Origin of the sequence: Dawidia soli (assembly GCF_018598185.1) — a bacterium.
In the GTDB taxonomy this organism is placed as follows: domain Bacteria; phylum Bacteroidota; class Bacteroidia; order Cytophagales; family Cyclobacteriaceae; genus Ohtaekwangia; species Ohtaekwangia soli.
On the sequence record NZ_JAHESC010000022.1, the window covers coordinates 64,570 to 80,470 of the forward strand.

The 15,901-nt window shown below is 55.7% G+C and carries 13 protein-coding genes and 1 pseudogene; 6 read left to right on the top strand and 8 right to left on the bottom strand.

All coding sequences use genetic code 11. The annotated features are described in order from the left end of the window. Positions 1-2: 2 nt before the first annotated feature. Complete coding sequence (locus KK078_RS15885) at positions 3-557, top strand: alpha/beta fold hydrolase (protein WP_254091278.1); 555 nt, start codon at positions 3-5, stop codon at positions 555-557. Between the two features lie 6 nt (positions 558-563). Here KK078_RS15885 and KK078_RS15890 read toward each other — a convergent pair whose 3' ends face one another. Continuing rightward, positions 564-938, bottom strand: a complete 375-nt coding sequence (locus tag KK078_RS15890) for a VanZ family protein (RefSeq protein ID WP_254091279.1) — start codon at positions 936-938, stop codon at positions 564-566. 178 nt (positions 939-1,116) lie between these two features. Between KK078_RS15890 and KK078_RS15895 the strand changes: the two genes are divergently transcribed. Both KK078_RS15895 and KK078_RS15900 read left to right on the top strand, forming a co-directional pair. Then, on the top strand, positions 1,117-1,530 hold the full coding sequence (locus tag KK078_RS15895; RefSeq protein ID WP_254091280.1) for an SWIB/MDM2 domain-containing protein: 414 nt from the start codon (positions 1,117-1,119) through the stop codon (positions 1,528-1,530). Positions 1,531-1,661: 131 nt separating this feature from the next. Further along, complete coding sequence (locus KK078_RS15900; protein WP_254091281.1) at positions 1,662-2,894, top strand: restriction endonuclease PLD domain-containing protein; 1,233 nt, start codon at positions 1,662-1,664, stop codon at positions 2,892-2,894. Positions 2,895-2,913: 19 nt separating this feature from the next. Here the strand turns inward: KK078_RS15900 and KK078_RS15905 are convergent, their stop codons facing one another. The 7 genes from KK078_RS15905 to KK078_RS15935 form a co-directional block, all read right to left on the bottom strand. Next, the gene (locus tag KK078_RS15905) at positions 2,914-5,286 is read right to left on the bottom strand and encodes an ABC transporter permease (protein ID WP_254091282.1); all 2,373 of its coding nucleotides are present in this window, start codon (positions 5,284-5,286) and stop codon (positions 2,914-2,916) included. Positions 5,287-5,417: 131 nt separating this feature from the next. Continuing rightward, on the bottom strand, positions 5,418-6,017 hold the full coding sequence (locus KK078_RS15910) for an OmpH family outer membrane protein (protein ID WP_254091283.1): 600 nt from the start codon (positions 6,015-6,017) through the stop codon (positions 5,418-5,420). 78 nt (positions 6,018-6,095) lie between these two features. After that, on the bottom strand, positions 6,096-6,866 hold the full coding sequence (gene pgeF, locus KK078_RS15915; protein WP_254091284.1) for a peptidoglycan editing factor PgeF: 771 nt from the start codon (positions 6,864-6,866) through the stop codon (positions 6,096-6,098). A gap of 279 nt (positions 6,867-7,145) precedes the next feature. Beyond that, entirely contained in the window at positions 7,146-9,026 is a 1,881-nt protein-coding gene (locus KK078_RS15920; RefSeq protein WP_254091285.1) for a RagB/SusD family nutrient uptake outer membrane protein, read from the bottom strand. A gap of 20 nt (positions 9,027-9,046) precedes the next feature. Beyond that, positions 9,047-12,565, bottom strand: coding sequence for a SusC/RagA family TonB-linked outer membrane protein (locus KK078_RS15925; protein WP_254091286.1), 3,519 nt, complete (start codon positions 12,563-12,565; stop codon positions 9,047-9,049). 193 nt (positions 12,566-12,758) lie between these two features. Then, entirely contained in the window at positions 12,759-13,763 is a 1,005-nt protein-coding gene (locus KK078_RS15930) for a FecR family protein (protein ID WP_254091287.1), read from the bottom strand. A gap of 91 nt (positions 13,764-13,854) precedes the next feature. After that, positions 13,855-14,433, bottom strand: a complete 579-nt coding sequence (locus tag KK078_RS15935; protein WP_254091288.1) for an RNA polymerase sigma factor — start codon at positions 14,431-14,433, stop codon at positions 13,855-13,857. 266 nt (positions 14,434-14,699) lie between these two features. Between KK078_RS15935 and KK078_RS15940 the strand changes: the two are divergent. The 3 genes and pseudogenes from KK078_RS15940 to KK078_RS15950 all read left to right on the top strand — a co-directional run. Beyond that, positions 14,700-14,930, top strand: a pseudogene (locus tag KK078_RS15940) (VOC family protein); the annotation flags it as partial. A gap of 29 nt (positions 14,931-14,959) precedes the next feature. Further along, positions 14,960-15,271, top strand: coding sequence for a GNAT family N-acetyltransferase (locus KK078_RS15945; RefSeq protein WP_254091289.1), 312 nt, complete (start codon positions 14,960-14,962; stop codon positions 15,269-15,271). Between the two features lie 8 nt (positions 15,272-15,279). Then, entirely contained in the window at positions 15,280-15,900 is a 621-nt protein-coding gene (locus KK078_RS15950; protein WP_254091290.1) for an alpha/beta hydrolase, read from the top strand. Position 15,901: the final 1 nt, after the last annotated feature.

The following is a 15,901-nucleotide window of genomic DNA, read 5'->3' on the forward strand; positions in this document are numbered from 1 at the left end:
CTATGAAACACACCATCTTATTTATTCACAGTGCCGGTTCCCAGGAGGGAGAGCATGAGGGAAGCAACGATCTGCTGCGGCATCTGCGTGCCGGGCTCGGGGCGGATGTCACCCTGCTGGCGCCGCGCATGCCTTCGCCCGATAGCCCCACGTATGCCTCGTGGAAGCAGGCGCTCGACGCGTTGGTTCCGACGCTGCCCGGGGAAGTAGTGCTGATGGGCCACTCACTGGGCGGGTCGGTATTGCTCAAATATCTCTCGGAAGAAGCCTTCGCTCCGCGCATCGCGGGCATGGTGCTGATAGCCATGCCTTACTGGGGAATGGACGATTGGGAGGTAGATGAATACTTGTTGCGGAAGGATTTCCCTACCGGACTACCCGTTATTCGCCCCCTGTATCTGTATCACAGCGAAGACGATGACGTCGTGTCTTTCGAGCATGTGCATTACTATGCCGGGAAGCTGCCGGCGGCAACGGTACGCACACCTGTCGGGATGGGCCATGTCTTTGCGAAGCCCTGCCCCGCGCTGGTTGGCGACGTCCGGAGCCTTTTATAAGGAGTGTCAGAGGCGATTCCGCTTCTTTAAATAGCGAAATACATAATAGCCAATACCGACTCCGATGGTGTTGGCTACCATGTCGAAGACGGAGAAGCTACGCCCGGGAACGAACCGTTGGAGGAACTCGATGCCGATGCCCGCGACAATGCTGAAGATGGCGGAAATGAGTACCGGACGGGCCGGTGCGCCTCGTAGCGCAGTGTGTTTCCCGAGGGCATACGCGGTCAATACCATCTGAATACCAAAGAGAATGAAGTGAACGATCTTGTCGATCCGGAAGGAAAATCCTACTTCGGGAATGGCGGGACCGGGAATGAGTGTAAGCACCAGCACTATGAGCAGCCACACGAGCGCGGGCCACGAGTATCGCATTATCATGGGGGCGAAATAACTAAAAAAGTCTGAGATGACGCTGTTTTCCGAGGGGAGTAAGGCTTGTACCGCGGGTGCTGGCATGCACTTTTAGTGCTCTGAAAAAAAACTGTATCGCATATTATTTGGTGTGATGCAGAAGGGATGTATATTTAAAATTATTTACACTAAACTCATTCGAAAAATGGCAAAAAAAGCGAGTAAGAAGGTTGCAAAAAAAGCAGCCCCGAAAAAGGCAGCGAAGGCTGCTAAGAAAGTAGTAAAGAAGGTTGCTAAGAAAGCTGCCCCTAAGAAGGCTGCTCCTAAGAAAGCTGCTGCTCCCAAGAAGGCTGCTAAGAAGTCGGCCCGCAAGCCGAATGCAGCGTTCATGGCTCCCATGACACCTAGCCCTGCGCTGGCAGACGTAATCGGTAACAAGGCAGTACCCAGAACCGAAGTGATCAAGAAGATCTGGGACTACATCAAGAAGAACGGCCTGCAAGACAAAAAGAACCGTCGTATGATCAATGCTGACGCTAAGCTGAAAGTTTTATTCGCCGGCAAGGGTCAAATCTCGATGTTCGATTTAGCGACAATCGTAACCAAGAACGTAAAATAATTCGCTGAAAGGGCACTACGGTCATTTGCCTCGAAGCAAATGACCGCCCCTTTAAATTTCCCGCTCACACCCCGCACGCCCATCCCCATCGTTAACCGCTACGCCTGTAGCCCCCAGCTCTCCCTCCTTCCATGCTCGTAAAAAAGCTTGCAGTACCTCTGATCAACGGCAAAATACTGGCCGAGGCCCAGCATGTTTACATTGCCACGGCCGCCATTTCACAGGCAGGATTTGACTTTATCAACAGTCGCATTCCGCCGAAATGCAAGATCGAGATCGTCACCGGGTTTGACGTCCTTACCTCTGTACAGGTGCTGCGCCGCCTCTGGAAACACTACCAGGACCGTATCACGCTGAGTGTTTATACCAAAAATTTCTTTCACCCGAACCTCTATATTTTTGATCTGCCCTTTCGCAAGTCGGTTGCGTTTGTCGGCTCCGGGCACTTTACGCTGGGCGGGATCAAGGACCACGAAGAGATTTTCTTTCGGGTGGATGACCAAAAAGAGATCGAGGCGCTGAAGTCCTGGTTCACGGGCTATTACGAGTTTGCCGAGCCTTTGACAGAGAATCTATTGCGGGAGTACGAATCGATCTACCCGGCGCTCAAACAACGCGAGATTGCGTCGCGACGGGAGCTGGATCAAGCGCTGGCCCTGACCACCGCCGGGTTTCAATGGGATAGCATTCGCTTTAAGACCCAGTATTTTAAGAAGGAAGACTTTCTGACCTTCGACCGCCAGAAGGCGTTGCTCGCTACCCCCGAGGTACAGGCCGAGCGGCAACAGGTCCTCACCAAGTTGTCGCAATTATATGATGCCTTAAAACCTGCCCTGCGCACGGTAGGGCTCGCGGGCCGCACCGACGTGGCGCCCGCTACAGCGAGCCTCCTGCCGGCCGAGCATCCCTATCAAAAGCTGCGCAGCCTCTGGTTGGATCTTGCGCCGCAGCCGGCACCCGACGGTTTGTACCTGCGTCTGACCGTTGGCCCGCAAGACGTGAGCATGGGTATTACCTCCGACCTTGCCGGCACCGGTAAGGCCGACCGGCAGCATTTCCATAAACAGCTCTATGATCCGGGCTATCGCTCGGCGTTTCTGCAACGACTGGCAGCACTGGGCCCCGGCTATACGCTGGAGTGTGCCGGCGTGGTACAGCCCGTGGAGAGCTTTCAGCAGGCAGATGTGCTTTGGGAGTTTCTAAAGGCAGATGAAGAAATGTATTTTCCGCTGATCATCAGCCGGTCGTACGGACCGGGCGACCCGGCCGTGGGAACGGATAAGATCACAACCACGATTACCCAGGCCCTGGACGCATTAACGCCCCTGTACCGGCACATCGTACCGGCGGCCTCCTCTCAGTAGCCTGGATCTGATCTTGCTTCTAATCGCGCCGCAGGGTGTCTACGGGGTTTCGTACGGCCGCGCGAATGGCTTGTGCGCTGACGATCACAACCGTAATGATCAACGCAGCCGCGCCAGCCAGCGGAAAGATCCACCACGGCATGCCGATGCGAACGGGGTACCGTTCCAGGAACTGCTGCACGCCCCACCATGCAACGGGTGCAGCTAGGATAAAGGCCCATACCACCAAACGCGAGAATTCGCGCGTGAGCAATAACACCACGCTGACCACCGATGCGCCCATGACCTTGCGGATGCCGATCTCTTTGGCGCGCCGCTCGGCGGTAAAGGCGGCCATGCCGAACAGCCCGAGGGCGGTAATGAAAATGGCCAGCACGGTAAAGGCCCCGGCCAGGTCACTGATCATGTTCATGGTCCGGAACTTGGCGGCGAAATCGGCGTCGGCAAATTTGTACTCGAAGGGATAGTCGGGGTTGTATTTCTTAAACACCTCTTCTACCTGCGTGACCCGGGCCGGCAGGTTGTCGCCTTGCGGCAGGCGCACGCTGATGGTGTTCGACCAGCTGGGGTCGAAGTTCATGACCAACGGGCCGATGTGATGTGCCTCCGAGCCCATGAGCACGTCGTCCATGACGCCGATGATGTTCCACGTTTGTCCCCACATCTGTATTTTATCGCCGACGGGATCTTGCAGGCCCAGGACTTCCACTGCGGCGCGGTTGAGGATGACGGCGGTGGTATCGCTCCTGAAGTCTTCGGAGAAGTCGCGGCCCTGGAGCATGCCGATGCCCATGGTGCGCGTGTAGTCGTACTCCGTCGCAATGTTCGTCGCCTCGATGTGCTGGCCGGGGCGCTTGCCTGTCCAGTCTTCAATTTCGCTCGTGGCATAGATGCGTGTAATGGGGCTGTTGGATTTGCAGACGGACACGGCGGCGCCGGTCTGCAGCAGCTCACGCTTCAGTGTTTGATAGTTCTTTTCGATGTCGCTTGTGGACGTGATCATGAGCAGGTTCTCGCGATCATAGCCCGGCTCGCGCGACTGCAAATAACGTATCTGCTGGTGCACGGCCACCGTGCCGATGATGAGCAGTATGGAGAATGCAAACTGTACACTGACCAACATGCGACGCGGCCTGGCGCCTTTACCCGCCACGCCCTCGCTGCCCCGCAGGATGCGCGACGGCCGGAAGGAAGACAAATAGAATGCGGGGTAGCTGCCGGCCAGTATGCCGGTGATCAGTATGAGGCTTAGCGAGAAGGTCCAAAAGAGCGGCGAGGAAAAATCGATCGCCAGGCGTTTTGCGATGAGGGTGTTGTAGAACGGCAGGGCTATTTGCACCATGACCATGGAAAGCGCGAAGGCTACCACGGCCATGAACAGCGATTCGCCCATGAACTGCGCGATCAACTGCGGACGGCTGGAGCCTACGCTCTTGCGAATGCCTACCTCGCGCGCCCGGTGTTCGGAGCGGGCCGTGGCCAGGTTCATAAAGTTGATGCAGGCCATGACGAGTATAAAGACCGCGATGCCGCCAAACAACGTAACGTAGTCGATCATACCTCCGGCTTCGCGGCCATCCTCAAAATGGTTATGCAGATGCCAGCGGCTCATGGGATGTAAAAAAAGCGATATGTCACGCGAGGATGGATTGTTCTTCTTTACGATGTCGCGGAGGGTGCCGCTCACCTCCGCCGCATTGGCGCCGGGCTGAAGCTCGACGAACGTCTGGAACGCATTGTTGTTCCAGTTGTCGCGTGCGTAACCGATCCACACCGACGTGGCTTCGAAATAGGAGAAGGGCAACAGGAAGTCGAACGAGAACGATGTATTGGCGGGCGGATCGGCTATGATGCCGGTCACTTTCAGATCATCTTTATTTTCCAGTTTGACTTGCACGATCTTACCGATGGGGTCTTCGTCACCAAAGAGCGCCACGGCGGTAGACTTTGTCAGCACGATGGAGCGTGGATCGGCAAGGGCCGTCGCGGGATTGCCCGACAGCATCCGGAAGTCGAACATCTCGAGGAAAGACTCGCTTACGTCGTAGCCCACTTTGTTGATCTTCTTATCGTCCACCGAGAGCAGTGCATATTGGCCCACGGTAACGGCGTAGCGCTCGATGCGGCTGTCGGCGGCCAGCAGATGCTCGCGCAGGGGCATAGAGGTTTCTTCGCTCGTGGTGATGCCCTGATCGGTGACGGTGTGCGATTGTATCCTGTGCAGCCGGTCGTACTTCGGAAAGTACCGATCATACGTAACTTCGTCGTGCACCCACAGGAGAATAAGGATGCTGCAGGCAATGCCCACGGAGAGGCCCGCGACGTTGATGAAGGAATAAACGCCGTTGCGCAGAAAGGCGCGGAGTGCGATACGAAAGTAATTTCTGATCATGACAGGCAGGGCTATGCATTTCCCTTGCCAAAGTACGGCTTTCAAAACAACCTGTAAAAGCACCATTTCTCAGCTTTGCCGCCAACACCTGTCCACTGGCGGGAAATATTGTTCGAAAGCGGGATTGGCCGTTACTGCTTAATGGGCGATAAGCGCTCGTTTACACCCAGCCAGCTGTAGAGATTGTTGCGGGGTTGTTTGTATTGCTGTTTGTCTGCGTCTGATAACGTCACGCCCAGCACGGTCAGTACCGGGAGTGTAATGTCCAGCGCGGCCTCGCCGTATAGCACGTTTTCTGCCTGCATCAACACCAGGCTAAAACCTTCTGTACGCGAGACGGCCTCTACAGCCTGATGTATTTTCACGAGCACCGGTTTCATAAGCAATGCCTTCTTTTGCTGTAGCGCCGCGACGGCGTCTTCCTGAAACTTTTGCAGATTGTTCTCCAGCAACAGTATATCCTGCTGCGCGATGCGACGCATCGATTCCGAAAGGGTCTTTTCAGCGGTAACGTACTCTTGCTGTTTGGCCTGCAATACGTGTGCCTTTGCCTCCAGCTGTTTACTATATTGCTGTTGCAGGGATGACAATTCTGCCTCCGCTGTTTTTACTTCGGCCAGGCGCGTGAAGATGTAATGGATGTCGATATACCCGGTCTTGCCGGACGTTGTTTGTGCCTGACAAAATATAGGGCAATAGCATGCCACGAGCATAAGGATGCACTTTTTCATAGTGTATATCAAAAAGGATTTAGTGTCGTATAGGACTATCTATACGATGTGAGGCCAGGCAAAAAAGTTTTATGATCCTTACGCTAACACAATTCCCGCGGCAAAACGGCCGGCGTCCTGCCGACGGGCCGAAAAGAAATAGTTATTGTTTTTGACGGTGCACAGGTTGGACACTTCAATTTGGGTGGCGGGCACGCCAAACCCGAGCAACTGGTACGCATTGGCCTTCCACAGGTCCAGCTTGGCTTTGCCTTGTGGTTGGGGTATCATCAGGCCGCTGTCTTTGCCAAAGGCCTCGTCTACGGCTTGTACCACCTCTTCGCCTACTTCGTACGAGTCCTGACAGACTGAAGGACCAATGCCGGCAACAACGTCCGCGCCTTGTGTGCCGTAGACGCGCTGCATTTCGTGCAGGGTCTTTTCAAGGATGCGCGCTACCGTGCCCCGCCAGCCGGAATGAATGGCGCCGACAGCCTGGTTCTTTTTATCATAGAGAATGATCGGCACACAGTCGGCCGACATGACGGCCAGGCCCACGCCCCGCTGGTTGGTGATGAGCGCGTCGGTTTCCAGGAGCTCTTCCACGAGGGTATCTTCGGCAACCTGTACGATGCGGGTTTTGTGTACTTGCGACGGAAAAAAAAGGCGGTTGCCCGCGATGCCGAGCGCGGCTGCTATCCGGTGGCGGTTCTGCCGGATCTCCTCTCGGTTGGGCGAGCTGGAATAGCTCAGCGTGAATTCTTTTTCGCCGTACGGCCCGCGGTCGGATACAAAATGTTTTACACCTGCTTCGGTCCCCAGTTGGTCGAACTGCCAAAGGCCTAATCCATCGATCTGTACTTTCTTCATCGTCCGCAAAGAAACTGGATTTCTTCGAAATTCCAGGGCGGGCGGGAAATTGCTGCGTACCAGGATGCGGGGACGGGTGAGGCCATATGCGTGTATGGTTACCCAGATTACGACGTTACCGTTGGCAGTCGGGAGACTGCCTCCATGCCGGGCACAAGTGACACACCCGCGCTAACGCTTGGTGTTTAACACTTGCGCCAGATACTAGGTTTATAAAGCAAGAGCGCTACGCGGATGGAGCCCCGGCGTAACGCTCTTTAAACGGTAGGTGGCTAACCTCTATGGCACATCGGTAGCTTCGTAACCGGGATTCTGAACCAGCTTGTTATTGCGGTTTATCTCATCGCGGTGAATGGGCAGGTAATACATTTTATCCAGCCAGAGGCGGTTCTCAATACCGGGGTCGATCTCCTGCGCCTCGTACACATAGTTGTAGGAGTCGGTATCGTATCGGTATATCTTTACATCTTTGCCGGGCTTGAGCGTGGCCGTGATATTCATCCGCACGGCCTTCTGCCCGATCGTTTCGGCGGCGATCATCCACCGGCGCGCATCGTGGTAGCGTTGTTCTTCATAGGCCATTTCCACCCGGCGCTCGTTGCGGTATCGTTCCTTCAGGGCCTCGCCGCTTTCGGCAACGGCCGGCATACCAGCGCGGAAGCGCACTTTGTTCAGCCAGGTTCTGGCCTCTTCGTCTTCTCCCAGCTCAATGCAGGCCTCCACATAGTTCAGGATCGCTTCCGTGAAGCGCAGGATGGGCCAGGGTATTTGCTGGCGTGTATTCTGATCTACCACGGCCGGATCTGAATCGATAAACTTCCGCATGTAATAGCCGGTGCGCGACCCGTTCCAGTCCTCGACCGAGCTTTGACGTGTGTCGAGTCCGAAGTAGGTCGTTACCGCGCCGGAGGCACTGACGATTTGATACTGGCCCGTCTGAATCTCGTTGTAGGGATCTTTGGCGGCCACGTCGGCAGTGCGTGGTTTCCAGCCTGCGCCGTCGTACAAAATGGTGGCGTAGAAACGAGGGTCCCGGTTTGCATAGGGCGCGCTGGCGTGTGCGGGATTGTTCCAGTCAAAGGAAGTGCCGTCGATCATTTCAAAGTCATCGACCAGGTTTTGTATCGGCGTGTTACCGGCCCAGTTGTGGTAACCGTTGGGGCCGTTGTTGCGGCCTACCCACGCTCCCCCCTCGTCTTTGGCGTTGATGAAATAACGCGCGAAGATCAGCTCACGTTCTCCACCGTTGCGCGCCAATGCCGCGTTGCTGTGATTGGCCGTACCTTGTTCGGGCGTAACGGGCGCGGCAAGCGCTACTTCGTAGCCCAGGCCGCCGATATCGAGCACGGCTTTGGCAGCATCGCGTGCTTTTTGCCAGCGCGCCACACGGTCACCGGTGGTATACCCTATTACTGCGGGTTGCTTGGCTTTTGCCACTACGTCGGACTTGGCGGCGGCCGTAGGGATGTCATGCAGGTCGCTGGCGGCATAGAGCAATACACGTGACTTGAGGGCTAATGCACCGGCATAGCTGGCACGGCCGCTGGCCATGTTCTTACCCTGCAGTAGTTGCGCCGCGGCGTCGCAGTCGGCTACGATAAAGTTGACACATTCTTCGTAGGTGTTGCGGGCCACGGTATAGTCGGATTCTCCCAGCGTGTAGGAACGATCGATGAGCGGGATGCCGCCATAGTAACGCAACAGTTGCTGATAAAAGTACGCGCGCATGAAGTGCGCTTCACCCCGTAACCGGTCGGCTTCGATGCCGGCAGTATTTTCAAATTGCGGCGCGGCCAGGTTTTCCAGCGCCAGGTTGCACGCGCGGATGCGCTGGTACATTTGCGTCCAGTTGAGGGTGTTGTTGATCCAGCCCTGGTCTGCCGGGTTTGAGCGAGACTCGGTAATGGTATTGATACCACGGCCGGGGTGGGTGAAGATCGCTTCGTCGGTAAGCGATGCTACCATTTGCTCGTCAAAGCCGCCGTTGCCCAGGCCATTGTAAATATCCGTCACAAACGCCTGCGCGAGGCTGGCATCCTTCCATACGCGGTCGGTCAGCACTTCGTTCAGGGGCTGGGTGTTCAGGAAATCGTCGTTACACGCCAGCAGGCTGATCAGCATGACGATCATCATTCCTGTATTTCTCTGTATGCTTTTCATGGTATACATGTTTTGCGTGATTAAAAAACTACGGTTAGGCCCATGTTGATGATTCTCGCCTGCGGATAGTATTGTCCCAGGCCACCGGTCGATTCCGGGTCGAGCACTTTGAGCTTGTCGATCGTAAACAGGTTGAGGGCATTGACGTACAACCGCAGCGAGTTGATGCCGGCGCGCTGGCCCAGCGTAGACGGTACAGTGTAGCCCAGCTCGATGTTCTTAAGCCGTAGGTAGTCGGTATTGCGCAGCCAATAGGTATTATCATTGGAATAGTACTGGTTGCTGCGGTCGGCAATGCGCGGGTGCTCGTTGCTGGGGTTGTCGATCGTCCAGCGGTGGCGGTAGACGTCCAGCAGGTAGTTGCCGATACTGCCCGACTCGCCGGTGCTGATATATACCTGCGCGCCGGTCGCTCCCTGAAACAATACAGACAAGTCGAAGTTCCGATACTTGGCCGACATGTTCAGACCACCCTGGAAGGTGGGAATGTTCGTCTTGTCGTTGCGCACACGGTCGTCGGGGGTGATGCGACCATCACCGTCATAGTCTTTATAGCGCATGTCGCCGGGACGTAGCGTATTGGTAATGGCGCTGTAGTCGAGCTCGTTGGCGTCGATCTCTTCCTGCGTGGCAAACACACCGTCGTAAAGATAGGCCTGATAGGTATACATGGGCTTGCCCGTAGTGCGTTGCCAGGCCGGGGCGCCGGGAGCTTCGTCCCAGTAGTCGATGCGGTTCTTGGCGTAGCCGCCGTTCACGCTGACGTTGTATTGCAGCTCACCGACCTGCCCGTGGTAGCCTACCTGCAGTTCCCATCCGCGGTTGCTCACTTTGCCAATGTTCTCGGCGGGCAGGGTCATGCCCGTAGTTTGCGGCACCGAGGCGTTCTTGCGCCACAGGATGTTGCTGCGTTTGTTCAGGAAGATGTCGGCTTCAAAGCTGATCTTGCCTTGCAGGAACTGTCCCTCCAGGCCGAGGTCGTAGTTGTTGGCCACCTCCCACGTTACCAACGGGTTGGGCACACGGGCTTCGTAGATCGTTCCGACTTCCTGTCCACCGACGATGTAGCTGCGAAAGGCGTTGGTAGACATATACTGATACTCCTGCAGCTCTTCCGGATCGATGATGCCGTTGCCGTTCAAATCGTAATAGATCTGGTCGTTCCCCAACTGGCCCCATGACGCGCGCAGCTTGAGGTAATTCATGATGGGTACGTTGGTCTTCCAGAACTCTTCTTCCGAGATCTGCCAGCCGGCCATGATGCCGGGGAAAAATCCATAGCGTTTGCCTTCGGGGAACATGTATGACCCGTCGTAACGCCAGAGGAACTCTGCCAGGTATTTTTCCTTGTAGTTATAGGCCACGCGGCCGAAATAGTTCAGACGGGCGCGCTCCCAGGCTCCTCCTCCATTATTCTTTTCGGGGTTACCTCCGGCCACCATCTGGTCTACGGCCGTGGAGATAAAGAAACGACGGTAGGCGTTAAAGCTGTTGTTCTCTATGGTCTCGCGGTTTGTACCGGCCAGCACGGTAAAAGCATGGTCTCCGAAGGCACGCTCATAGGTAATGATACCGCCCAGCAGCACATTGAGCTGGTCCTCATCGCCCACCGAGAGGCGGGGCTCGGAGGGACCTCGCTGGCCGCGTGACAGCTTGGGAGTTACGCCATCGTCTTCATAGGTTACTTTGTCCCAGGTATAAAGGAACCAGGGGATCTCCCATTTCTTGGTGCGCTTTACATATTTATCGACGGAAGCGGTACCGGTAAATTTCAGTCCTTTGATCCAGGGCTGGGTGATCTCTACAGCGCCGTTGGTCTGGACGTAGTAGCGCGTGTCGCGATCATAGCCTGTTTGATTCGTCGTGATCACCACGGGGTTTTCACCGTATTCGATATCCGGGCCGGGCATGCCGTTGGGCCAGAAGGCCGGCTCTGTCGGGATGCCGCGCATCTGCATGCGGAAAATTGCCGCCGCCGTACGTGTAGGATAAAAACGATTTTCCTGGCGGCCCATGATGCCCAGCGTTGTTTTGACATACTTGTTGATGTTGGCGTCGAGGTTTATGCGCAGGTCGTATTGCTTGTAGCCGGTGGCGGCGTTGCGGTAGTAGGCGTCCTGGTTTTGGTAGCCCAGCGAGGCCATATACTTGACGTTATCGGTACCGCCGCTTAGCTGCAGGCTGTGGCGCGACTGCGGCGACCAGGTTTTGAGTGTCTCGCCATACCAGTCGGTATTGGGATGTCCCCACGGGTCGGCGCCGCTGCGATAGAGCTCGAAATCTTCGGGGGTATAGGGCGCGTCGAGCACGGTGCCGTTGGGACGGGTATAGCTGCCGCTTTCCTTGAAGGCCTGGTTGGCGGCGGCCCACTCCGATGTAGGCAGGTTAAAGATCTCCAGCTCATTGCGCATCTCGGCAAATTGTGCTGCATCGGCCAGTCGGGGTACCGTGGTAGGTTGCGACCATCCCTGATTAAAAGAATACATCAGCTCGGGTTTGCCGGTCTTGCCGCGTTTGGTGGTGATAAGGATAACGCCGTTGGCGGCACGTGAACCGTAGATGGCAGCCGATGCATCTTTCAAAACCGAGATCGATTCGATGTCGGCGGGATTGAGACGCTCCAGGCCACCGGCACGGGCCGGTATACCGTCTATTACAATCAGGGCATCGTTGCTTCCCAGCGTGTTCGAGCCGCGTATGCGGATGCTGGAGCCGTCCGCGCCGGGCTCACCGCTGCGGTTTACAGCCACCACGCCGGGCATGCGCCCGGCCAACGAGTTGGAAAGGTTGACAGACGGCGACTTTACGAGGTCGGTACCGCGCACCGTAACAACAGATCCGGTAACAGTCTCTTTCTTCTGCTCGCCGTACCCCACGACGACGATCTCTTGTAACGACTGCACATCGGCCGCCAGAACAACGTCGATGACGGAGCGGTCGTTGACGGGGATCTCTTGTGTTGTATAACCGATAAAGGTAAACACCAGGACCGCAGAGGCGTCAGCCACAGAGAGTGTATACTTGCCGTCGATGTCTGTGGTCGTGCCGCTGGAGGTTCCTTTTACCAGCACATTTACACCGGGCAGTGCGCCGCCGGTTTCGTCGGTCACGCGGCCGCTGATGTCGGCAGGGGCCGTGGCTTTACCCGGTATATAGTCATCGGCAGCAAGCTCGCCTGTGGGCACGGGCTTGAGCACGATCTGGCGGCCGATAACCGTCCAGTCGACACGCTCGCCGAGCAGTTCGGTCAGCACTTCGCCCAGCCTGATGTGGTGTATACGTACGGACACTAACCGGTGGGATTCAATAAGCCGGGGACGGTAGGTGAACTTGACATCGGCCTGTTTTTCAATCTGGCCAAGTACGTCGCGCAGTTCTTTACGATCGGCTTCCAGGGTGATTTTGCGATCCAGCACCTCCTGCCCATGCACGTCGTGTGCATAGGCTGCCAGGACTGTAGCCCCTGAAATAAACAGCTGGAGCATAGTAACTCTCATAAAGAACAACAGTACATAGTGAATAGGTGTAGGTTTATTCATACCTTGTTTTGTTTTTGTTATACAATGGCAAAAGCTTGGTGCCCCATGCGATTTTTCGCACGGCACGACACCGGCCGGTGATGCTGGTACCATCGCCGGCCTATTTTATTTCTGTTGTTGGGGGAGTAGTGTTTAGTGTATCATAGGCTTTCGGAGTTTGGGTTTGTTTGGGGTTATATTCCTGCTATCACTGCTACGGGCAGCCCGTGCCCGTAATGACAATGCTGGTATCTTGTACTATATAATCTGCGCCGATCGCCTCGCACACAATGCGTATGCGCGCATACAGATCTTCGTCTGTCAGCGTGGTGGTCAGGCTGCAGCCGGCCAGGGTATTTTCATCGTACACAAAATCGACCCCGTAGCTTTCTTCCAGCGCCTGAAATATACTGGTCACGGGTGCCGCATCGTAGCTCATGGTAGGATTGGCCGACGTGGCGGGAATGATACGCGGATGCGCCACCAATGCCTTTTTAACCCGATCGTTTTGACGACTGTATACCGCTTGCTGGTTGGGCGAGAGGACGACCGCCGCCGCGTCCTGGTTCGTGCGTGATCTTTGTTTATATACCGCCACACGCCCTGTGGCGACGGCCACCGTTATCTCCGGTGCGTTTTCATAGGCCTTTATCGTAAAGCTTGTACCTAACACGCGCGTGGTCACTTCTTGTGTATAGACTAAAAAAGGACGGAGCGTATCGCGCTGTACGTCAAAGAATCCTTCACCCAGGAGCGTCACTTCGCGTTGGTCGCGTCGAAAAGTCTGCGGGAAACACAGCGTGCTGCCGGGATAAAGCATCACGCGGCTACCGTCGGTCAGCGAGACCATGCGCGGCGTCTCACTACTATTGTGCTCGGCGCTCCAGCCTGCGGGTAGCGTCTCCGCGGTGATCGTTGAAACTTCAGCGTGTGGCGTAGGGGTAAAATAGTACCAGCCTCCCGCCGCCAATAGGAACAATGTCAGGCAAGCAGCAATTTTCAGCAACAGGTGGTGGCGCGGCGGCCGGCCGTCGCGCAGGCGGGCGCTGAGCTGCCTCCAGGCTTTGGCCTCGAGTATAATGCGTTGCTCCTCGGGTAGTGCCTGGCGGCCGTTGGTGTCGATGGTGTTATACCACTCTTGAACCAACGCCTCCTCTTGTGGTGTGCACTGCCCTTGGCAATACCGGGTTAGGAGTTCTTTGAAGGCTTCGGGTGTCATGTTGGTAAGACGCATGACCCGCCAAATGCCCTAAACGCTCCGGCAACTTTTTTCAAACGTTATCATAAACAGCGCAGTTGCCTCACAAGCGTTAGAGATGCGTCAGCATGGCCGTGAGAAAAATAAAATCGCGCAGGTGGTATCGCAGTTGCTTGAGCGATTTGGTGAGATGATATTCGATGGCTTTTTCGGAAAGCTGCAGCAGCCCGGCAATCTCGGCAACGGAGCGGCCTTCCAGGCGGTTTAAGCGAAAGACCTCCCTGGATTTTTCAGGTAGGTGACTGACAGCTTCTTCCAACGCTTCGTGCAGATTGTCATACTCCACGGTGTCTTCTGTTACCGTGCGTTGCCACGGAATGAATGTTTTATAGTACTCCCAGTATTTGCGTTGAGTGACCTGCTGGCGGATGTGGTCGATGACACGGTTGCGCACGGACGTCTGCAGATAATACCAGAGGTTGGTGACATACAACGTCGCGCGCTTCTCCCAGAGCGCAAAAAAGATGGCCTGTACGATCTCCTCCGCCTCCGCATGCGACTGTACTTTGGAACGCGCGATGTTATAACTGCGCGTCCAGAAACGCCGGAATATTTCCTCGTATGCCGCTTCGCTACCATCGCGCAGGGCAGACAGCAGTTGTTGCTCCGTATATAGGCTTAGGTCCGACATGTTAAGGGCGCTTTATACAAGTTTAAATAATTTTTAACACAATCGTTTTCGGATAGCGGGAAATTTACGCGCGACGTTTTCATTATTTCGATGAACACAACTTTTTAGTGGGTGGAACTGCGATAGCGGCAGCACAGTACATGACGGCCGCTTTGACGGTATGCGTGCTGCGAAAAAGTACAGCACAATTTCACGGTCCGGGCATGCCCGGTCGTTTTTAGACATATTGCATTCCAAACGTGCACCAAACGCCTTTGGACATCATTATGGAAAACAGCATCCTTGGCATTCATCACATTACGGCCATTGCCGGTCAGGCCAAACGCAACCACGATTTTTATACGCGTGTGTTGGGGCTGCGCATGGTCAAGAAAACCGTGAACTTTGACGACCCCGGTACTTATCATTTTTATTCTGGTGACGAAGCCGGCACGCCTGGTACTATCTTAACCTTTTTTCCGTGGGAAGGCATTACCCAGGCCGGGCACGGGCATGGCGACTGTGGTAAGATGCGTACCTTTACCCTATGAACGACATAACCCTAAAATTGAACGATGCCGGCCGGGGCGCTTTCCTGATCGAAGAGAACAGCGAGCGTCTGGGTGAAATGGAAATTGGTATTACCGGCGGTAACCTGGTGGTATATCACACCGAGGTGTCGGACAAGCTCAAAGGCCAGGGAGCGGGTGGTAAGCTATTAGCCGCCATGGCGGCGCACGCGCGGCTACACAACCTGAAAGTGATACCGCTGTGCCCCTATGTGTTGGCTCAATTCAAGCGCCACCCGGAACAGTATGCGGACCTTTGGAACCAGGCTTGGCACGGTAACAAATCCTGAACAGTACCATGCATCAGAAAAATATACACTACGCCGGACGGACGCTGACAGAAGCCACCCGGGCGTTGATATTATTACACGGCCGTGGTGGTACGGCCGGCGATATCCTGTCGCTGGCACCGCTGCTGCACGTGCAGGATTTTGCATTGCTCGCCCCGCAGGCCATGCAGAACACCTGGTACCCATATTCCTTCCTGACGCCGCCCGCAGACAATGAACCGTGGCTTTCTTCCGCCCTGGGCATTGTCGGCAGCGTTATAGAAGACATCACGATGGCGGGCATCGCCACGGAAAATATATACTTCACCGGCTTCTCGCAGGGGGCCTGCCTGACGTTGGAGTTCATTACGCGACACGCGCAACGGTGGGGTGGCGTGGCGGCCTTTACCGGCGGACTGATCGGTGACAAACTTTACACGGAAAACTACCGGGGCGACTTTGCCGGCACGCCTGTTTTTATCGGCACGAGCGACCCCGATCCACACGTGCCGGTAACACGCGTACAAGCGTCCGAGGCCGTCTTGCGCGAACGGCATGCCCAGGTCACGCTCAAGGTATATCCCAACATGGGCCACACCATTAGCCGCGACGAATTAGAGCAAGCCAACACGCTGATCTTTAAAATGTAGG